This is a genomic window from Pelagerythrobacter marinus, from assembly GCF_034375205.1.
GTDB classification, from domain to species: Bacteria; Pseudomonadota; Alphaproteobacteria; order Sphingomonadales; family Sphingomonadaceae; genus Pelagerythrobacter; species Pelagerythrobacter marinus.
In genome coordinates, this window is sequence record NZ_CP139719.1 from 1,030,647 (window position 1) to 1,050,068 (window position 19,422).

The 19,422-nt window shown below is 67.7% G+C and carries 24 protein-coding genes; 21 read left to right on the forward strand and 3 right to left on the reverse strand.

Annotated elements, in window-relative coordinates; all coding sequences use genetic code 11:
- The first annotated feature begins 58 nt into the window (after positions 1-58).
- The 21 genes from rplN (at position 59) to T8T98_RS05010 (ending at position 15,808) form a co-directional block, all read left to right on the forward strand.
- Positions 59-427, forward strand: coding sequence for a 50S ribosomal protein L14 (gene rplN, locus T8T98_RS04910; RefSeq protein WP_047805743.1), 369 nt, complete (start codon positions 59-61; stop codon positions 425-427).
- Positions 427-747, forward strand: a complete 321-nt coding sequence (gene rplX / locus T8T98_RS04915) for a 50S ribosomal protein L24 (RefSeq protein WP_160732490.1) — start codon at positions 427-429, stop codon at positions 745-747. Before rplN ends, rplX begins: the two co-directional genes overlap by 1 nt.
- Positions 740-1,324, forward strand: coding sequence for a 50S ribosomal protein L5 (gene rplE / locus T8T98_RS04920; protein WP_160732491.1), 585 nt, complete (start codon positions 740-742; stop codon positions 1,322-1,324). The genes rplX and rplE overlap by 8 nt, the downstream gene beginning before the upstream one ends.
- A gap of 43 nt (positions 1,325-1,367) precedes the next feature.
- Complete coding sequence (gene rpsN, locus T8T98_RS04925; protein ID WP_160732492.1) at positions 1,368-1,673, forward strand: 30S ribosomal protein S14; 306 nt, start codon at positions 1,368-1,370, stop codon at positions 1,671-1,673.
- A gap of 10 nt (positions 1,674-1,683) precedes the next feature.
- Positions 1,684-2,079, forward strand: coding sequence for a 30S ribosomal protein S8 (rpsH, locus tag T8T98_RS04930; RefSeq protein WP_160732493.1), 396 nt, complete (start codon positions 1,684-1,686; stop codon positions 2,077-2,079).
- Positions 2,079-2,612, forward strand: coding sequence for a 50S ribosomal protein L6 (gene rplF / locus T8T98_RS04935; RefSeq protein ID WP_251105911.1), 534 nt, complete (start codon positions 2,079-2,081; stop codon positions 2,610-2,612). Before rpsH ends, rplF begins: the two co-directional genes overlap by 1 nt.
- Position 2,613: 1 nt before the next feature.
- Positions 2,614-2,958, forward strand: coding sequence for a 50S ribosomal protein L18 (rplR, locus tag T8T98_RS04940; RefSeq protein WP_160732495.1), 345 nt, complete (start codon positions 2,614-2,616; stop codon positions 2,956-2,958).
- A complete protein-coding gene (rpsE, locus tag T8T98_RS04945) occupies positions 2,958-3,818 on the forward strand; it encodes a 30S ribosomal protein S5 (protein WP_160732496.1) in 861 nt (286 codons plus the stop codon). Before rplR ends, rpsE begins: the two co-directional genes overlap by 1 nt.
- Positions 3,819-3,823: 5 nt before the next feature.
- On the forward strand, positions 3,824-4,009 hold the full coding sequence (gene rpmD, locus T8T98_RS04950) for a 50S ribosomal protein L30 (protein ID WP_160732497.1): 186 nt from the start codon (positions 3,824-3,826) through the stop codon (positions 4,007-4,009).
- A 165-nt stretch (positions 4,010-4,174) separates the two neighbouring features.
- Entirely contained in the window at positions 4,175-4,666 is a 492-nt protein-coding gene (gene rplO / locus T8T98_RS04955) for a 50S ribosomal protein L15 (RefSeq protein ID WP_251105910.1), read from the forward strand.
- Positions 4,667-4,771: 105 nt separating this feature from the next.
- A complete protein-coding gene (gene secY, locus T8T98_RS04960; protein WP_160732499.1) occupies positions 4,772-6,136 on the forward strand; it encodes a preprotein translocase subunit SecY in 1,365 nt (454 codons plus the stop codon).
- A gap of 30 nt (positions 6,137-6,166) precedes the next feature.
- Positions 6,167-6,811: an adenylate kinase gene (locus T8T98_RS04965; protein ID WP_251105909.1), complete on the forward strand. Its 645-nt coding sequence runs from the start codon at positions 6,167-6,169 to the stop codon at positions 6,809-6,811.
- Between the two features lie 68 nt (positions 6,812-6,879).
- Positions 6,880-7,662: an SRPBCC family protein gene (locus T8T98_RS04970; protein ID WP_251105908.1), complete on the forward strand. Its 783-nt coding sequence runs from the start codon at positions 6,880-6,882 to the stop codon at positions 7,660-7,662.
- A 349-nt stretch (positions 7,663-8,011) separates the two neighbouring features.
- Positions 8,012-8,380: a 30S ribosomal protein S13 gene (gene rpsM / locus T8T98_RS04975; protein WP_160732501.1), complete on the forward strand. Its 369-nt coding sequence runs from the start codon at positions 8,012-8,014 to the stop codon at positions 8,378-8,380.
- A 62-nt stretch (positions 8,381-8,442) separates the two neighbouring features.
- Entirely contained in the window at positions 8,443-8,832 is a 390-nt protein-coding gene (gene rpsK, locus T8T98_RS04980; protein ID WP_047805755.1) for a 30S ribosomal protein S11, read from the forward strand.
- A gap of 112 nt (positions 8,833-8,944) precedes the next feature.
- Positions 8,945-10,000, forward strand: coding sequence for a DNA-directed RNA polymerase subunit alpha (locus T8T98_RS04985; protein ID WP_160732502.1), 1,056 nt, complete (start codon positions 8,945-8,947; stop codon positions 9,998-10,000).
- Between the two features lie 95 nt (positions 10,001-10,095).
- Complete coding sequence (gene rplQ / locus T8T98_RS04990) at positions 10,096-10,518, forward strand: 50S ribosomal protein L17 (protein ID WP_251105907.1); 423 nt, start codon at positions 10,096-10,098, stop codon at positions 10,516-10,518.
- 102 nt (positions 10,519-10,620) lie between these two features.
- Positions 10,621-11,976, forward strand: a complete 1,356-nt coding sequence (locus tag T8T98_RS04995; RefSeq protein ID WP_251105906.1) for a serine hydrolase domain-containing protein — start codon at positions 10,621-10,623, stop codon at positions 11,974-11,976.
- A gap of 67 nt (positions 11,977-12,043) precedes the next feature.
- Complete coding sequence (locus tag T8T98_RS05000) at positions 12,044-14,203, forward strand: prolyl oligopeptidase family serine peptidase (protein WP_407675091.1); 2,160 nt, start codon at positions 12,044-12,046, stop codon at positions 14,201-14,203.
- 196 nt (positions 14,204-14,399) lie between these two features.
- A complete protein-coding gene (locus T8T98_RS05005) occupies positions 14,400-14,924 on the forward strand; it encodes a hypothetical protein (protein WP_160732505.1) in 525 nt (174 codons plus the stop codon).
- Between the two features lie 161 nt (positions 14,925-15,085).
- Entirely contained in the window at positions 15,086-15,808 is a 723-nt protein-coding gene (locus T8T98_RS05010; protein ID WP_251105904.1) for a hypothetical protein, read from the forward strand.
- Between the two features lie 21 nt (positions 15,809-15,829).
- Here T8T98_RS05010 and T8T98_RS05015 read toward each other — a convergent pair whose 3' ends face one another.
- The 3 genes from T8T98_RS05015 to lpdA form a co-directional block, all read right to left on the reverse strand.
- Entirely contained in the window at positions 15,830-16,474 is a 645-nt protein-coding gene (locus T8T98_RS05015; RefSeq protein ID WP_251105903.1) for a trimeric intracellular cation channel family protein, read from the reverse strand.
- Between the two features lie 123 nt (positions 16,475-16,597).
- On the reverse strand, positions 16,598-17,932 hold the full coding sequence (locus tag T8T98_RS05020; protein ID WP_251105902.1) for an amidase family protein: 1,335 nt from the start codon (positions 17,930-17,932) through the stop codon (positions 16,598-16,600).
- A gap of 46 nt (positions 17,933-17,978) precedes the next feature.
- Positions 17,979-19,376 (reverse strand): dihydrolipoyl dehydrogenase, encoded by a 1,398-nt coding sequence (gene lpdA, locus T8T98_RS05025; protein ID WP_251105901.1) that lies wholly within the window; start codon positions 19,374-19,376, stop codon positions 17,979-17,981.
- Positions 19,377-19,422: the final 46 nt, after the last annotated feature.

Here is a 19,422-nt window from a genome sequence, read left to right on the forward strand (position 1 = left end):
GCGATTTGAAGGAACTGCCGGACATGTTCCGGCAAGCCATTGAGAAGGAACCGCATCGATGATTCAGATGCAATCGAACCTAGACGTCGCGGACAACAGCGGCGCGAAGCGCGTCCAGTGCATCAAGGTGCTGGGCGGGTCGAAGCGCCGTACCGCGAGCGTCGGCGACGTGATCGTCGTCTCCGTCAAGGAGGCGCAGCCGCGCGCCCGCGTCAAGAAGGGCGACGTTCACCGCGCGGTGATCGTTCGCACCAAGAAGGACGTGCGCCGCCCCGACGGCAGCGCCATCCGCTTCGATTCGAACGCCGCGGTCCTCGTCAACAAGAACGAGGAACCGATCGGCACCCGTATCTTCGGCCCGGTGGTGCGCGAACTGCGCGGCCGCGGCTTCATGAAGATCATCTCGCTCGCTCCGGAGGTGCTGTAATGGCCGCCGCGAAGATCAAGAAGGGCGACAACGTCGTCGTGCTCTCGGGCAAGGACAAGGGCCGCACCGGCACCGTCCGCCAGGTCATGCCGAAGGAAGGCAAGATCGTGGTCGAGGGCATCAACGTCGCCGCCCGTCACCGCAAGCCGAGCCAGGCCAACCCGCAGGGTGGCATCGACCGCTTCGAAGCGCCGATGCCCATCTCCAAGGTGGCCGTGGCCGATCCCAAGGACGGCAAGCCGACCCGCGTCCGCTTCGAAGAGAAGGACGGGAAGAAGGTCCGCGTTGCCGTCAAGTCCGGGGAGACTATCGATGGCTGACAAGTACACCCCGCGCATGCGCGCCCGCTACGACGAGCAGATCGTCAAGGCGATGACCGAGAAGTTCGGTTACAAGAACCGCTTCGAGGTGCCGCGGCTCGAGAAGATCACGCTCAACATGGGCGTGGGCGAGGCGAGCCAGGACAAGAAGAAGGTCCAGGTCGCTGCCGAGGAAATGGCCCTGATCGCCGGCCAGAAGCCGGTCATCACCAAGGCCAAGAAGTCGATCGCGCAGTTCAAGCTGCGCGAAGGCATGCCGATCGGCTGCAAGGTCACCCTGCGCCGCGAACGCATGTACGAGTTCCTCGACCGCCTGGTGACCATCGCCATGCCGCGCATCCGCGACTTCCGCGGGCTGAACCCGAAGAGCTTCGACGGGCGCGGCAACTACGCGATGGGTCTGAAGGAACAGATCATCTTCCCCGAGATCAGCTACGACAGGATCGAGAAGGTCCGGGGCATGGATATCATCGTGACCACGACGGCGAAGACCGACGAGGAAGCCCGCGAACTGCTGCGCCTGTTCGGTTTCCCGTTCCCTGCAGAGCAGGCCGCCGAAGAGAAGGAGGCCGCGTGAGCGGCCCCCTGAACGCTAGGAAAGCAAAGAGAGCTTAAGTCCAATGGCGAAACTGAGTTCCATCAACAAGAACGAGCGTCGCAAGAAGCTCGTGAAGAAGTACGCGGGCAAGTACGCCCGTCTGAAGGCGATTGCCGACGACGAGTCGCTCGACGAGAGCGAACGCCTGATCGCGCGCCTGAAGATGGCGGAGATCCCGCGGAACGGAAATCCGACCCGCGTGCGCAATCGCTGCACCACCACCGGCCGCCCGCGCGGCTATTACCGCAAGTTCGGCCTCAACCGCATCGAACTGCGCGACCTCGGCAACAAGGGCCTGATTCCGGGCCTGACCAAGTCGAGCTGGTGAGGACTGACAGATGGCTATGACCGATCCCCTGGGTGACATGCTCACCCGCATCCGCAACGGCCAGCAGGCGAAGAAGGATTCCGTCCTCTCGCCGGCATCGAAGCTGCGTGCGAACGTGCTCGAGGTTCTTCAGCGCGAAGGCTACATCCGTGGCTACAGCGAGGATTCGACCGGCAAGCACCCCGCGCTGCGGATCGAACTGAAGTATTTCGAGGGCGAACCTGCGATCAAGCACGTCGCCCGCGTCTCCAAGCCCGGCCGCCGGATCTACTCGGGTTCCAAGGAACTGCCGACGGTGCGCAACGGCCTGGGCATCACCATCGTCTCGACGCCGAAGGGCGTGCTCTCGGACAACGAGGCGCGCACCCAGAACGTCGGCGGCGAAGTGCTGGCGGAGGTGTTCTGATGAGCCGCATCGGCAAGAAGCCGGTGGCGATCCCGAGCGGGGTCACCGCCACGATCGACAACGGCACGCTGACCGTGAAGGGGCCGAAGGGCACCCTTTCGATGGGTCTCGTGGACGAAGTGGTCTACAAGCTCGAAGGCGACGAGATTTCGGTGCAGCCGGCCAACGACAGCCGCCGCTCGCGCGATTTCTGGGGAATGCAGCGCACGCTCGTTGCCAACCTCGTCGAAGGCGTCACCGAAGGCTATACCAAGGTGCTCGAGATCTCGGGCGTCGGCTATCGTGCGCAGGCCCAGGGCAAGAAGCTCAAGCTTCAGCTCGGCTTCAGCCACGACGTCGATCTCGACGTGCCCGAAGGCATCGAGGTGAAGACCCCGGATCAGACCACGGTCGAGATCAGCGGGATCGACAAGCAGTCCGTCGGGCAGTTCGCCGCAGAGATCCGCCGCTGGCGCAAGCCCGAACCCTACAAGGGCAAGGGCATCAAGTATCGCGGCGAGTACATCTTCCGCAAGGAAGGGAAGAAGAAGTAAGATGGCCAAGCTTTCCCTTTTCGAACGCCGCCGTCGCCGTGTCCGCACGGCCCTGCGCAGCCGCGCCGGCGATCGCCCGCGCCTGTCGGTCCACCGGACCGGCAAGCACATCTATGCCCAGATCATCGACGACACCCAGGGCAAGACCCTGGCTGCCGCGTCGACCCTGGGCGGCAAGGCCTCGGGCGCCAATGTCGATGCTGCCAAGCAGGTCGGCAAGGATATCGCCGCGGCCGCCAAGAAGGCGGGCGTGACCACCGTCGTGTTCGATCGCGGCGGGTTCCTGTTCCACGGCCGCGTCAAGGCGCTGGCCGACGCCGCCCGCGAAGGCGGGCTGGAGTTCTGATGATGGCTGAAGAAAACAAGACCGAAAACACCGAGACGCCGAAGGTCGAGGAGACCAAGGTCGAAGAGACCAAGGCCGAAACGGTCGAAGCCAAGGCGGAAACCGAGCACGCCGTGAGCGAGGAGCCGAAGATCGACAACGCGGGTTCCACCCCGACGTCGACCACGGCGCCGACCGAGGCGGCCGAGAACCAGTCGGCGGCTTCGGGCGATCCGGCCCAGCCGCGCGGTCGCGGCCGGGGCGGGCGCGACGGCGGTGACCGTGGCGGTCGCGGCCGGGGCCGCGGGCGCGACGATCGTCGCGGCGGCCGGCGCGAGGAAGAAGACGACGGCATCATCGAGAAGCTCGTCCACATCAACCGCGTCAGCAAGACGGTGAAGGGCGGCAAGCGCTTCGGTTTCGCGGCGCTGGTCGTGGTCGGCGACGGTTCGGGCCGGGTCGGCTTCGGCCACGGCAAGGCCCGCGAGGTGCCCGAGGCGATCTCCAAGGCGACCGCTTCGGCGCGCAAGAAGATGATCCGCGTCCCGCTGAAGGAAGGCCGCACGCTGCACCACGACGGCAATGGCCGTTTCGGCGCCGGCAAGGTCACCGTTCGCACCGCACCTCCGGGAACCGGCATCATCGCCGGCGGCCCGATGCGCGCCGTGTTCGAAAGCCTGGGCGTTTCCGACGTCGTGACCAAGTCGGTCGGCACGTCCAACCCCTACAACATGATCCGCGCCACGTTCGCCGCGCTGCAGGACCAGACTTCGCCGAAGTCGGTTGCCCAGCGCCGCGGCAAGAAGGTCGCCGACCTTCTCGGTCGCGGTGGCGCCAGCGAGGCGGAGGCTGAAGCCGACGCCGCCGCGATTGCGGAGTAAGTTCGATGGCCAAAGCGAAAACCATCAAGATCAAGCAGGTCGGTTCGCCGATCCGCCGCCCGGAAGCCCAGAAGAAGATCCTGGTCGGCCTGGGCCTCGACAAGATGCACAAGGTCGTCGAACGCCAGGACACCCCCGAGGTGCGCGGCGCGATCGCCAAGATCCCGCATCTCGTGGCGATCGTCGACTGACCGGCCGGCCCCTGCCGCGAGGCGGGGGCCACCGGCAGCGCCGGCGCGTTACGACCGCCGGCGTTGTAATCGTCGGCGTGTGTAATCGTCGGCACTGGGCTCCCACCGCGCGTGGGGCTCGTGATTTTTTGAAGCGCGAAGAAAAGCGAAAGCGAGTGCAGGATTATGAAACTTAACGACATCCGCGACAACGAAGGCGCCCGCCACCGGAAGATCCGCGTCGGGCGCGGCATCGGTTCGGGCAAGGGCAAGACCGGCGGCCGGGGCCAGAAGGGCCAGAAGAGCCGTTCGGGCGTGGCCATCAAGGGCTTCGAAGGCGGCCAGATGCCGCTGCACATGCGCCTGCCGAAGCGCGGCTTCAACAACCCGTTCGGAAAGGACTACGCCGAAGTGAACCTGGGCATGGTCCAGAAGTTCATCGACGCGGGCAAGCTCGATGCCAAGAAGGTCGTCGATCACGAAGCGCTGAAGGCCGCGGGCCTCGCGCGCGGCGGCAAGGACGGCGTGCGCCTTCTGGGCAAGGGCGAGCTGAAGGCCAAGGTCCAGTTCAAGGTCGCCGGCGCATCCAAGGGCGCCGTGGCGGCGGTCGAGAAGGCCGGCGGTTCGGTCGAGGTGATCGCGCCGAAGAAGGCCGCCGACGGCGACAGCGCCGAGTAAGCGGGAAAAATAGGGGCGGGGGGTTCGACAACGTGCCCCCCGCACCCTATCTAGCCTGTCCGAGCCGGGAGGGTCCGGCGCCGAGTTAGGGCACAAGCATTTCTCATGGCATCACGCGCGGACAATATCGCGAGCAATCTCAGCCTCGCCAACTTCTCGAAGGCGACCGAGCTCAAGAACCGGATCTGGTTCACGATCGGGGCGCTGATCGTGTTCCGTTTCCTCAGCTTCGTGCCGCTGCCGGGTGTGAACCCGCTGGTGCTGCAGGACCTGTATGACACCGCGCGGGGCGGCATCCTCGACCTGTTCAACACCTTCTCGGGCGGTTCGCTCGAACGCATGAGCCTGATCGCGCTCGGCGTCATGCCCTACATCACGGCCTCGATCGTGGTGCAGTTGGCCGCCGCGCTCCATCCCTCGCTCGCCGCGCTGAAGAAGGAAGGCGCCACCGGGCGCCAGAAGCTGAACCAGTACACCCGTTACGGCACTGTCTTCCTCTGCGCGATCCAGGGCTGGTTCCTGGCTTCCGGGCTCGAGGCCTATGCCGCGCAGAGCGGCCTCCAGGCCGTGGTCCAGCCGGGCATGATGTTCCGCGTCGGCGCGGTCGTCAGCCTCGTCGGCGGGACGATGTTCCTCCTCTGGCTGGGCGAGCAGATAACCAGCCGCGGGATCGGCAACGGCGTGTCGCTGATCATCATGGCCGGCATTGTCGCCCAGTTCCCCGGTTTCGCGGCGAACATGTTCGAAGGCGGCCGCAGCGGCTCGATCTCGCCCGTCATCATCGTCGGCTTCGTCGCGATGGTCGTGATCCTGATCCTGTTCATCTGCTTCATGGAGCGTGCGCAGCGGCGCCTGCTGATCCAGTATCCCAAGCGCGCGACGCAGCGGGGCGGGATGCAGGCCGATCGCAGCCACCTGCCGCTGAAGCTCAACACCGCGGGCGTCATCCCGCCGATCTTCGCCAGTTCGCTGCTGCTCCTGCCGCTGACGATCAGTCAGTTCGCCGGCAACCAGGTCGATACCGAGAGCACGTTCGGCAGCGCGATCGTCTGGCTGAACCAGTATCTCGCGCACGGGCAGCCGATCTACATGCTGCTCTATGCGATCGGGATCATCTTCTTCTGCTTCTTCTACACCGCCGTGGTCTTCAACCCGGAGGAGACGAGCGAGAACCTGAAGAAGAACGGCGGCTTCATTCCCGGCATCCGCCCGGGCAAGCGGACCGCCGAGTATCTGGATTACGTTCTCACCCGCATCACCGTGATCGGCGCGATCTACCTGACCCTGGTCTGCGTGATCCCCGAGTACATGATCGCGCAGACGGGCATCCCGCTGTTCCTCGGCGGCACGAGCCTGCTGATCGTGGTCAACGTCACGGTCGACACGATCAGCCAGATCCAGTCGCACCTGCTGGCGCACCAGTATGGCGACCTGATCAAGAAGGCGAAGCTGAAAGGCCGCATGCGCTGATCGCAACCGCCAGGAAATAGGGGAAGCGGCTTGGATATCATCCTTCTCGGGCCTCCGGGGGCAGGCAAGGGCACGCAGGCGCAGCGCCTGGAGCAGCGCCACGGCATGCGGCAGCTGTCCACCGGCGACATGCTGCGCGGCGCGGTGCGCGCCGGTACGCCGGTGGGCCTCAAGGCGAAGGCGGTCATGGATCGCGGGGAGCTGGTCTCGGACGAGATCGTTTCCGAACTGATCGATGCCGAACTGACCGCGATGGGCGACGATGTCGGCGCGATCTTCGACGGCTATCCGCGCACGGCCGCGCAGGCGAGCGCGCTCGACGAGATCCTCGCCCGGCACGGCCGCTCGCTGGACCACGTGATCGAGCTGGTCGTGGACGAGGACGCGCTGGTCGAACGGATCACCGGCCGCTTCACGTGCGCCAATTGCGGCGCGGGCTATCACGATTCGTTCAAGCAGCCGGCGAGGCCCGGCGTGTGCGACGAATGCGGCGCGACCGAGTTCAAGCGCCGGCCCGACGACAACGAGGAAACGGTCCGCACGCGCATGGTCGAATATCGCGCCAAGACCGCGCCGATCCTGCCGATCTACGAAGAACGCGGCATCGTCAGCCGGGTGGACGGGATGCAGGCGATCGACGAAGTCACCGGGAATATCGACGCCATCCTGGCATAGCGATGCGCCCGGGCTTTGCCTCGTGCGTCCGGTTGTGGAATAGCTGCCGGCGCGAGGGAGGATTACCGATGGCGATGCGCTCCACCACCACACCCCGGGCGGCCCGCGCCGCCGGCACCCGCGGCCTTGCCGCCCTGCTGGCTGCCGCGGCGCTGGCCCAGGCCGGGCCCGCCGCGGCGGAAGTGGTCGAGGCGGGCGAGGGGGCCTTCGTCACCCGCCATGTCCGCGTGGTCGAAGCGAGCCCGCGCGAAGCGTGGATGGCGCTGATTTCCCCGGCGCGCTGGTGGAGCGACGGCCACACCTGGTCGGGCGATGCCGCCAACCTGACCCTCACGCCCCAGGCGGGCGGCTGTTTCTGCGAACGCATCCCCGAAGTCGATACCGCCGAGACGGTCGGCCTTGCCGGCAGCGTCCGGCACATGGAAGTGATCTATGCCGCGCCCGACAGCGCGCTGCGGATGCGCGGCGCGCTGGGCCCGTTGCAGAGCGAGGCCGTGACCGGCGTGCTGACGATCGCCTTCGACGCGCAGGAAGACGGGACGGCCGTGACCTTCGAATATGTCGTCGGTGGCTACATGCGGTATGAAACCGCGAAGATCGCGGCCGCGGTGGACGCCGTGATTGCCCAGCAGCTCGACGGGCTGGCCACGCTGCTCGGCCCCGCCGACTCCCCGGCGGCTCCTGAACAGCCGGCGGAACAGCCCGCAGAAGGGGGCGCCGCCGGTGAAAAGGGCGAAGAGGCCGCGCCAGATGCGGACGAGGGGGCAGGCGCGGGCGTGGACGAGGGCGCGCGCGAGGCGCCTGCGCGCGAAAGCGTCGAGCAGGCTTTCGAGGACTTGTCGGACGGCTGACCCGCCGGTGCGCCCGCGGGGCGTGGTAAACGCGGCCGAAGCCTTTTGACCGCAGGGCAAAGCTGATATACGCTGACCTTGCAGCGAGCCCCTCACCGGCCGCATCGGGCGGTGTGACGGTATGCGCGCGCATGGCTGTTGACGCGCGAGGAGAATCGCCCTAAGCGCGCTCTTCATTCGGCATTTGCGGGGTAGTTCGAGAGGCGGCAGCATGAAACGCGCGCCATTCGGACTTTTTGCCATTTCCGGCATTCGTCTTTCGCCGATGAACGATAGCGTTGAGATAGGGGAGGCCGAGTGCTCGCGTGGCGAGCCGGCCGGTCGGCCCCTGTGGAGCATGGAGAAGTAAGTGGCTCGTATTGCCGGGGTAAACATCCCCACCAACAAGCGCGTGATCATCGCGCTCACCTACATTCACGGTATCGGCCGCACCACGGCCGTGCAGATTGCCGACAAGCTCGGCATCGATCATTCCCGCCGCGTTCAGGACCTGAGCGACGCGGAGATCCTGCAGATCCGCGAGACGATCGACTCCGACTACCAGGTCGAGGGCGATCTTCGCCGCAACACCGCGATGAACATCAAGCGCCTGATGGACCTGCGTTCGTATCGTGGCCTGCGCCACCGCGCCGGCCTGCCCGTCCGCGGGCAGCGCACGCACACCAACGCCCGCACCCGCAAGGGCAAGGCGAAGCCCATCGCGGGCAAGAAGAAGTAAGCGAACGCTTTTCGCAAGGCTTCGCTTTCAGTCACTTCTTTTAAGAACAGGATACCGAACCAATGGCACGCGAACCCGGCCGGATCAGGCGGCGCGACAAGAAGAACATCTCGAGCGGCGTCGCGCACATCAACGCCAGCTTCAACAACACCATGATCACCATCACCGATGCGCAGGGCAATGCGATCAGCTGGTCCAGCGCCGGCATGATGGGCTTCAAGGGCAGCCGCAAGTCGACGCCCTATGCCGCCCAGGTCGCTGCCGACGATGCCGGCAAGAAGGCGGCGGAACACGGCGTGCGCACGCTGGAAGTCGAAGTGAAGGGCCCGGGGTCGGGGCGCGAGAGCGCGCTGCGCGGTCTCGCCGCGGTCGGCTTCACGATCACCTCGATCCGCGACGTTACCCCGATCCCGCACAACGGGGTGAGGCCGTCGAAGCGCCGCCGCGTCTGATCCGTACCTGCCCGGCGGCCTGGCGTTCGACGCGAGGCCGCCGACCCTGACGGACCGGACGCGCCCACCAGCGCAGCCGGTCCCGCCCGTATTAGAACCCTAGGGGAAATCCATGGCCGTCAACACCAAGAACTGGCAGGAACTCAAGAAGCCCAACAGCCTCGAAATCAAGGCCGTGGGCGACAAATCGCGCAAGGCCACCTTCGTCGCGGAACCCCTCGAACGCGGCTTCGGCCTGACGCTCGGCAACGCGCTGCGTCGCGTGCTTCTCTCCAGCCTCCAGGGCGCGGCGATCACCTCGATCAAGATCGAGAACGTGCTGCACGAGTTCTCCTCGCTGGCTGGCGTGCGCGAGGACGTGACCGACATCGTGCTCAACGTCAAGCAGATCGCGCTCAAGATGGAAGGCGAAGGCCCCAAGCGGCTTCAGCTGAACAAGACCGGCCCCGGCGAAGTGACCGCCGGTGACATCGCCGTTTCGGGCGATATCGAGGTGATGAACAAGGATCTCGTGATCTGTCATCTCGACGAAGGCGCGAACCTGAGCATGGAACTCACCGCCGACACCGGCAAGGGCTATGTCCCCGCGGTCCAGAACCGTCCGGCCGATGCGCCGATTGGCCTGATCCCGGTCGACTCGCTCTATTCGCCGGTGCGCCAGGTCAGCTACAAGGTCGAGGCGGCCCGCGTCGGGCAGGAACTCGATTTCGACAAGCTGAACCTCACGGTCGAAACCGACGGCACCGTCACCCCGGAAGACGCCGTGGCCTATGCCGCGCGCATCCTGCAGGACCAGCTGACGCTGTTCGTCCACTTCGAGGAAGGCATTCCGCAGCCGAGCTCGGCCATGATCGGCCAGGCCGCGCAGCCGGAAGAAAGCGACGCCAACCAGCTCAACCGCTACCTGCTCAAGAAGGTGGACGAGCTGGAACTGTCGGTCCGCAGCGCCAATTGCCTGAAGAACGACAACATCATCTACATCGGCGACCTGGTCCAGAAGACCGAGGCCGAGATGCTCCGCACGCCGAACTTCGGCCGCAAGTCGCTGAACGAGATCAAGGAAGTGCTCTCGTCGATGGGTCTGCGCCTCGGCATGGACATCCCGGGCTGGCCGCCTGAGAACATCGAGGAAATGGCCAAGAAGCTCGAACAGGAACTTCTGGGCTGATACGGGTTCCGGCGGCGCGCCCCCCATGACGGGAAAGCGCCGCCAGCACTGGGCTACCTCGCACGGGCCCTTTTCGAACGAAGGAAGATATCGAGATGCGTCACAAGATTTCCGGCCGCAAGCTGCAGCGCAAGACCGGCCACCGCAAGGCCCTATTCCGCAACATGGCCACCGCGCTGATCAAGCACGAGCAGATCCTGACCACGGCTCCCAAGGCCAAGGAACTGCGCCCCTACGTCGAAAAGCTGATCACGCTGGCCAAGCGCGGCGGGCTCAGCAACCGCCGCCTGGCGATGAGCCGCCTGGGCGACGAGACGCAGCTGAAGAAGCTGTTCGACGTCTTGGCCGAGCGTTACGCCGATCGCGACGGGGGCTACACCCGCGTGATCAAGGCCGGCTATCGCGACAGCGACGCGGCGCAGATGGCGGTGATCGAGCTGGTCGACCGCGACGTCGAGGCGAAGGGCCAGGACTCGGGTCCGGTCACGAGCGACGAAGACACTTTCGAGGACGCGTAAGCGCACTTCGACGAAGGGTAGCGAAGGGCCGCGGGGGAAACCTCGCGGCCCTTTTGCCTTGGGGCATTTGCCCGCGCGGCGCATCGTGGCACAAGGCGGCGCATGATCCGCCATGTCATCGCCGCAGCCGCGCTCCTCGCGCCCGTTTCCGCCGTCGCGCAAAGCCAGCAGGACGCGCTCGACGCCCGCTACGACCGCGCGCTGGCCGCCGGGTACAAGGCGCTGTTCCTGTGCAGCGCGATCGCCAACGCGGAACGCGCCGGCGCCACGCGCACCCCCGAGAGCGTGATGGCCTGGGAGCTTGCCGGCATTCAGGCGCCGCTGGATACGATCGTGCCCGAACTGCCGTTCGAGGTCGTGCGGGACCGGGGGGGCGGGCAGGTCCGCCACGTCAGGGTCGATTGGGCCGACAACATGCCCCCGCGCATTGCCGACCACGATTCGCTGCGCGGTTGCCACCTGCTCCCGATCGGTGGCGGGCTGCCGCCGATCGATGGGCTGCGCGCGATCGAAGCCGCCCCGTCCGCACCGGTCGTCGCCCCGCGGGACGCGGCGCTGGCAGCGGCGATGGAGGCGGGCTTCTCGTCGATCTACGGCGACGGCACGCGCACGACCGCCGTGTTGGTGCGCCACGACGGCGAAACCTTGGGCGAGGTCTACGCCGAAGGGTTCGGGCCCGACGTGCCCCAGCGCACTTGGTCGGTTGCCAAGAGCATCGCAGCCACGCTGGTCGGGGCCGCCGTCCATCGCGGAGAGGCGGATACGGGGCAGCGGGCGGGGCTGGGGCATTCGCCGTCCGACGGGCGATCCCGGATCACGATAGACCACCTGCTGCGCATGGCTTCGGGCCGCTATTCCGACACCGCGGGCAACCGCACCGATCCGCTCTATTTCGGCGGCGCGACGGTGGACGAACGCGCCGGGGCCTGGCCGCTGGTTCACCCGCCCGGCACCGTCTATCGCTATGCCAACAACGACACGCTGATGGCGATCGAGGCGATCGCGGACACGTTCGAACGGCACCCGCCCGACGCGCTCTTCGCCCGTGTCGGCATGGTGGACACCGTGGCGGAGCGCGACTGGCAGGGCAATTACATCCTTTCCAGCCAGGTCTGGTCCACCGCGCGCGATCTTTCGCTGCTCGGCCAGCTCTATCTCGACGACGGCGTGCTCCCCGGCGGCGAGCGCGTCCTGCCCGAAGGCTGGAGCGATTACGTCGCCCGCCCCAGCGGCCCACAGCCCGAGGGGCCCTTCGGCTATGGGGCGGGGTTCTGGCTGTTCAACGCCAGCGACGGCGTGCCGGCCGATACTTATGCGGCGATGGGCAACCGGGGGCAGTTCGTGGTCGTGGTGCCGAGCCGCAATGTCGTGATCGTCCGGCGCGGGGAGGACCCGACCGGATCGCGGTTCGACATTGCCGGCTTCACGCGCGACGTGCTTGCCGCGCTGGACAACTGACCCCTCCCGGATTGCAAAGCGCCGCGCGCCGGTTACATCTGCAACCAGTGACAAGGCCCTTCGGGAGATGACAATGCGCCTCCGTTCCGCCGCCCTCGCGGCATCCGCTCTCGCGCTGGCATTCGCCGCGCCGCTTTCCGCCCAAGAGGTAACTTTGCCCGACTATCCCGAAACCCGCGCCGACGAGGTCGTCGAAACGCTGTTCGGCGAGGAGATCGCCGATCCCTATCGCTGGCTGGAGGCCGACGTTCGCAACGACGCGCAGGTCGCCGCCTGGGTGAAGGAGCAGAGCGAGTTCACCGATGCCTACCTGAAGGCGCTGCCGGCCAACGACTGGTTCAAGGAACGGATCGGCGCGCTGCTCGATTACGAACGCTTCGGCATCCCGCAGAAGGCGGGCGAGTACTATTTCTACACCCGCAACACGGGCCTGCAGAACCAGAGCCCGCTCTATGTCCGCCACGGCCTCGATGCGGAACCGCGCCTGCTGATCGATCCCAATACCTGGGCCGACGACGGCGCGACCGCGCTGGCCGGGTGGGAACCGTCCGAAAACGGCAAGCTGCTGGCCTATGCCGTGCAGGACGGGGGGACCGACTGGCGCATCATCCGCGTGCTCGACGTCGAGACGGGCGAGCCGCTGGAGGACGAGATTCGCTGGGCCAAGTTCACCGGCATCTCGTGGCTGGGCAACAAGGGATTCTTCTATTCGCGCTTCCCCGAGCCGGAGGAAGGCCAGGATTTCCAGGCGCTCAATTACAACCAGGCGGTCTGGTATCACGAACTGGGCACGCCGCAGTCGCAGGACCGGATGGTCTTCGCCACCCCCGACCATCCCGAGCGCGGCCATGGCCTCGGCGTGTCGGACGACGGGCGCTGGGGCTTCGTGATCAGTTCGCTGGGCACCGATGCGAAATACGAAGTCCACGTGATCGACTTTGCCGACGAAGGCGGCGAGTGGAAGGCGCGCCCGCTGGTCACCGGGTTCGAGAACGCGTGGAACCCGATCGACACGATCGGCACGCGCGCCTTCTTCGTCACCAACAAGGATGCGCCGCGCTATCGCATCGTCACGACCGACCTTTCCGCCGCCACGCCCGAATGGACGACGATCGTGCCCGAAAGCGAACAGCCGATCGACGGCGCCTCGATCGTCGGCGACAAGCTGATCGTCACTTACCTGAAGGACGCGACGACGCGGGCCGCGGTGTTCGACCTGCAGGGCAATCCGCTCGACGATATCGAGCTGGGCGAACTGGGCACGGCGGGCGGCTTCGGCGGCAAGCCGGGCGACCCGGAAACCTTCTATACCTTCACCAGCTTCAACCGGCCCGGCACGATCTATCGCCTCGACGTCGATAGCGGCGAAACGAGCACCTTCGCCGCGCCCGAACTGACGTTCGATCCCGATCGCTTCGTCACCGAGCAGCAGTTCTACACCTCGAAGGACGGCACGCGGGTTCCGATGTTCATCGTCCGGCGCAAGGACGTGACCGGCCCGGCGCCGACGCTGCTCTACGGCTATGGCGGGTTCGACATCTCGCTCACGCCCGGCTTTTCCGCCTCGCGCATGGCCTGGCTCCAGGCCGGGGGCGTGTTCGCGCTCGCGAACATTCGCGGCGGCGGCGAATATGGCAAGGCGTGGCACGATGCCGGCCGCCTCGCCAACAAGCAGAACGTGTTCGACGACTTCATCGCCGCCGGCGAATACCTGAAGGCCAATGGCTACACGAGCGAGGACGGACTGGCGATCCAGGGCGGATCGAACGGCGGCCTGCTGGTCGGCGCGGTGGTCAACCAGCGTCCCGACCTGTTCGATGCCGCCAACGCCGCGGTGGGCGTGATGGACATGCTGCGCTTCGACCGCTGGACCGCGGGGCGCTACTGGGTGGACGACTACGGCTATCCGTCGAAGGAGAACGATTTCCGCGTCCTGCGCGCCTATTCGCCCTATCACAACATCCGGTCCGGCGAGGATTACCCGGCGATCCTGGTGACCACCGCCGATACCGACGACCGGGTCGTGCCCGGACACAGCTTCAAGTACGCGGCCGCGCTCCAGGCGGCGGACCTCGGCGACAAGCCGCACCTGATCCGGATCGAGACGCGCGCCGGCCACGGAAGCGGCAAGCCGACCGACAAGGCGATCGAGGAAGGGGCCGACGTCCTCGGTTTCCTCGCATACTGGACGGGGCTGACCGTGCCGGAAAGCCCGGCCGAGGACTGACGGGATCGCGTGGTGGGCGGCCGAATGCCGGGGCGATGCCCCGCGCCCGGCCGCCCTTTTCACAGCGCGTTCATATTGGGCGGACGATTTCTGAACGCCCGCTGTCACGCCAATTCAGCGTCGTCTCACGGCCCATGTCCTAGAAGGGCCCTCGTAGCCCGGAGCAGTCCCGTTCCGGCCAGCGAGGAAGAGAGCCATGAAGACCGTAAGCAAAGCCCTGGTCGGGACCGTCGCGGCAGGCGCGATGGCGATGACATCCGCCACTCCCGCACTGGCGCGGGACCACGACGACGGGATCGATGCCGGCGACGTTATCGCCGGCGCCGTGATCATCGGGGGCATTGCCGCCCTGGCCGGCGCGTTCGACCGCGACGACCGGCGCTATCGCGACCGGCGCGGCCATCGCTACGGCGCGCGCGGCGCGGTCGAACGCTGCGTCAGGGCGGTGGAGCGCGATGCGCGCCGCTCCGGCTATCGCATGGCCAACGTGACCGAGATCCGCGATGTCGATGGCAGGCGCGGGAACCTGCGGGTTCGCGGCCGCCTGGTCGTCGATGGCCGTTACGACCGCTATGACCGGTATGGCTACGGTCGCTACGATCGCCGCGGCTATGGCCGCTACGACCGCAACCGCGGGTACGATCGCGGCAAGTTCACCTGCCGCATCAGCCGCGGCCGCGTTTACGACATCGATTACAGCGGGATCCGCGGGCTTCGCTGAGGCGGGCGTCCGCCGCCCGGCCAGTTCACCGGCCACCGAGCGGCGGTTCAGCATGGCGACATGCTGGGCCGCCCATTCCCGCGCCGTCCCCGGCGGCCCCGATGCCGGCCGCAACGCTGACATTGCGGTGCCTGCCGCATCACTTTACGGGTATTGAGACTATGGTTCGTCACGCAAGAACAGCCCCCGTCCTCGCCGGCCTCGCCGCGCTGTCGATGGCCGCGACCCCCGCGGCCGCAGCCGAACTGGTCGCGGCAGCAGCGCCCGCTCACGCCGGCCCTGCACAAGCCGGCGCCTGGGGCGGTGCCGACGTCGCGGCCCAGCACTCGCGCTGGCGCCATCGCGACCGGCGCTGGCACCGCCACCGCGATCGCGGGATCGATGCCGGCGACGTGATCGCCGGCGTCCTGATCCTGGGCGGCATTGCCGCGGTCGCGAGCGCGATGGACAACGACACGCCCGATCGGCGCGCCGATTACCGGCCCCCGCGGGACGATTATCGCAATGGCGGGCTCGACCGCGCGGCGCAGATGTGCGTCGCCCGGATCGAACGCGACGTCCGCGTCGCCTCGGTCGATGCCGTGGACCGCACCGCGCGCGGCTGGCGCGTCGAAGGCGCGCTCTACGATGGCGAGCGCTTTACCTGCCACATCGGCAACGACGGGCGGATCGATGATATCGACTTCGGCCGCGGCGGGGTGACCTATCGCACCCAGGCCCGCGACGGGCAGTGGAGCGATGCGACTTACGCCGCGGCGTGGAGCAATGTCGATCGCGGCGCTGCGACGGTGCCCGCGGCTCCGGCGGCGCAGCCCGCCTATCCCGGCGGCCCGCTGCCGGGCGAGCCGGGCTATCCCGAAGGTGAATACGACCACGGCGGCTGACGCGCCGCGTGGCGGGCAGGCTCAGTCGGGCTTGTCCGCCCGCCGCCGTGCGCGCTCGCGATAGCCGGGAAGGGCCAGTTCCCACCGGATCGCCGCGCCGCGCAGGGCGAACCCGGCAATCCACGCCGCCCCCCAGATCCAGGCGAGCGGAAGCCCCGCCACGCTGCCGACCACGGTTATCCCGGCGGAAAGCGCAGCGGCGGTGACGTAGAGCTCGGGGCGCATGATGATCGAGGGCACGCCCGCGATCACGTCGCGCACGACGCCGCCGGCGCACCCGGTCACCACGCCCAGCACGGCGGCGGGCAGGGGCTCGACCCCGAAGGCGAGGGCCTTGGCCGCGCCGAGCACCGCGAAAGCGGCAAGGCCCGCCGCGTCTGCCCATTCGAGCAGGCTCCCCTCCCACCAACGCCGCGGCGTGAACCATGCCACCAGCGCGGTGCCGAAGACGACCAGCGCCACCCACGGATCGCGCAGCCAGAAGGCGGGCGCGCCGATCAGCATGTCGCGCAGCGATCCGCCGCCGACCCCGGTGACGAGCGCGAAGAAGGCCATCGTGACGAAGGTCTGCCGCAGCCGCGCGGCGAGCAGGGCCCCGGTAAGCGCGAAGATCGCGGTTCCGGCAAGGTCGAGAACCGGGGGCAGGGCGGGGGCGGCGGTGAACATGACCGGGCGCCCCTAGCCGCCTTTGCCCGGCAAGGGAACGGCCCGGGTCGTGCAGCGCGCGCAGTCGCGGTCGGGGGCGTGGTCCGGCTCGGCGGCGGGGCAGGGGCGCGGGGCGCGCACCGATCAGCCTTGGAGAACGTCGCCGATGGCCCGGGCCGCGGCGATGCAGCCGAGATCGTGCCAGCGCGGCCCGATCACCTGCATCCCGCAGGGCAGGCCCTGGCTCTCGCCCACCGGCAGCACGGTCGAAGGCAGGTTGGGGAATGTCGCCAGGCCGGCCCATGCGAGCGCCGCGCCGGCATCTTCCTCGCGCCCGTTGATCGTCAGCTTGCCGTCGAACACGCGCCCTTCGCCATGCGGCAGGGCGAGTACCGGGGCCGGGGGTGCGAGGACGAAGTCGTAGACCTCGAACAGGGCCCGCCAGGCCTCTTCGCAGCGCGCCTGCGCGTCGAGCAGGTCGAACCAGTCGCTCGCGCTCGCGCGCTTGCCGTCGGGTCCGGGCATCCCGCGGGCGAGCGCGATGTTGAGCATCTTCATGTAGCTGCGCTGCTGCGCGGCGAGATCGGGCAGGAGATCGCTCGACCGCGCGATCTGGACGCCCGCGCCCTGGAGCGCGTCGGCCGCCGCCTCGACCGGGCCGCGGACCGCGTCGTCCACCGGGCTGCCCGGATAGTCGGCGACCAGCAGCATCCTGCACCCGGCGAGCGGGCGAACCTGTTCGGGCAGGGGCATCGTGGCCGTGAGGCGCAGCAGCAGCGCCAGATCCTCGGCATTGCGGGCGATCGGGCCGGCCACGCCCAGCGCCACCTCGGCCCGCGCGTCCTGGCCCAGCATCGGGTGCGCGTGGCCGCGCATCGGCACCAGGCCCCAGCTCGCCTTGTGGCCCCAGACTCCGCAGAAATGCGCCGGGACGCGGATCGAGCCGCCGATGTCGGAGCCGTATTCGCACGGCACCATGCCGCTCGCCACGGCCGCGGCCGCCCCGCCCGACGATCCGCCCGGGGTGCGCGCGGTATCGTGCGGGTTGCGCGTGCGGCCATAGACCGGGTTGCGCGATTGCCAGTCGGCAAGGTCGGGCGGCACGTTGGTCTTGCCCAGGAAGATCGCGCCCGCCGCCTTGAGCCGTTCGACCACGAAGGAATCGCGCCGGGCGATATTGTCGGCGAAGCGTTCGTGCCCCCAGCAGGTGGGCAGGCCGGCGATGTCGAAACTTTCCTTGATCGTCATCGGCACGCCGAACAGCGGACGATCGTCGCCCGGCGCCTGCCCGTCGAGCGCCTCGGCAGCGGTGCGCGCGCGTTCGAAATCGCACACGACCACCGCGTCGATCGGCATGTCGCGATCCTCGATCCGCGCGATCGCCGCCTCCACCGCCTCGCGCGGGGAGAGCTCGCCGGCCCGGATCTGCGCCGCAAGCGCGATCGCCCCCGGCTGGTCGGTCAGTCTGGGTATCGCCATGGCCGCTCCTGTTGCGCCGCCCGTTGTAACGGGCGGCGTGCAGCGGTCAAATGTGGATCGGCTTGCCCGTCACCGCCATCGCGGCCTCCTTGACCGCTTCCGAATGGGTCGGGTGGGCATGGCAGGTATAGGCGATGTCCTCGCTCGTCGCGCCGAACTCCATCGCCTGCGCGGCCTGGGCGATCATCGTGCCCGCCACGCTGGCGATGCACCACACGCCCAGCACGCGGTCGGTTTCCGCGTCGGCGACGACTTTGACGAACCCGTCGGGCTCGTGGTTGGTCTTGGCGCGGCTGTTGGCCATCATCGGGAACTTGCCGACCTTGACCTCGCCGCGTTCCTTCGCCTGCTCCTCCGTCAGGCCGACGCCGGCGATCTCGGGCCAGGTATAGACGACGCTGGGGATCACGTCGTGGTTCACGATCCCCGTCTGGCCGGCGATGTTCTCGGCCACGGCGATCCCCTCGTCCTCCGCCTTGTGCGCCAGCATCGGCCCGGGGATGACGTCGCCGATGGCCCAGACGCCGTCGACCGCCGTGCGGAACGCGTGATCGGTTTCCACCTGGCCGCGCTCGTTCGTTTCGAGCCCGATCGCATCGAGGCCCAGCCCCTCGGTATTGGGGCGCCGGCCGATCGCGACCAGGACGCAGTCGGCCTCGATCGTTTCCGCGTCGCCGCCCTGCGACGGCTCGACCGTCAGCGTGGCCTTCTTGCCCTTCACCTCGCACCCGGTGACCTTGTGCGAGAGCTTGAGCTCCATCCCCTGCTTCTTGAAGATCTTGCCCGCTTCCTTGCGCACGTCGCCGTCCATGCCGGGCAGGAGCTGATCGAGGAACTCGACCACGGTGACTTCCGCGCCGAGCCTGCGCCAGACGGAGCCGAGCTCCAGCCCGATCACACCGCCGCCGATCACGACCATCTTCTTCGGCACCTTGGGCAGCTCCAGCGCGCCGGTGCTGTCCACCACCACGCCCTTGGCATTGTCCACCTCGACGCCGGGCAGGGGGGTGACCGAAGAGCCGGTCGCGATCACGACGTTCTTCGCCGTCACCGTCTCTTCGCCGATCGTCACGGTATGCGCGTCCTTGAACGTCGCGTGGCCGTTCTTCCAGTCGATCTTGTTCTTCTTGAACAGGAAGGCGACGCCCTTGGTCAGCCCCTCGACCGCGTCGCGGCGCTGGCCGTGCATCTTGTCGAGATCGAGCCTGGGTGAAACCTCGATCCCCATGTCGCTCATCGCCCCGCCGGCAGCCGCCTCGAAGTACTCGGAGGCGTGGAGCATCGCCTTGGACGGGATGCAGCCGACGTTGAGGCACGTGCCGCCCAGCGTGTCGCGGCTTTCGGCGCATGCGGTCTTCAGCCCCAGCTGCGCGGCGCGGATCGCGGCGACATAGCCACCCGGGCCGGCACCGATGACGAGGACGTCGTAGTCGTATTCAGCCATTACAGTCTCCATTCGCGCGAACCGGCGAAAACGGGAAAGCCGGAAG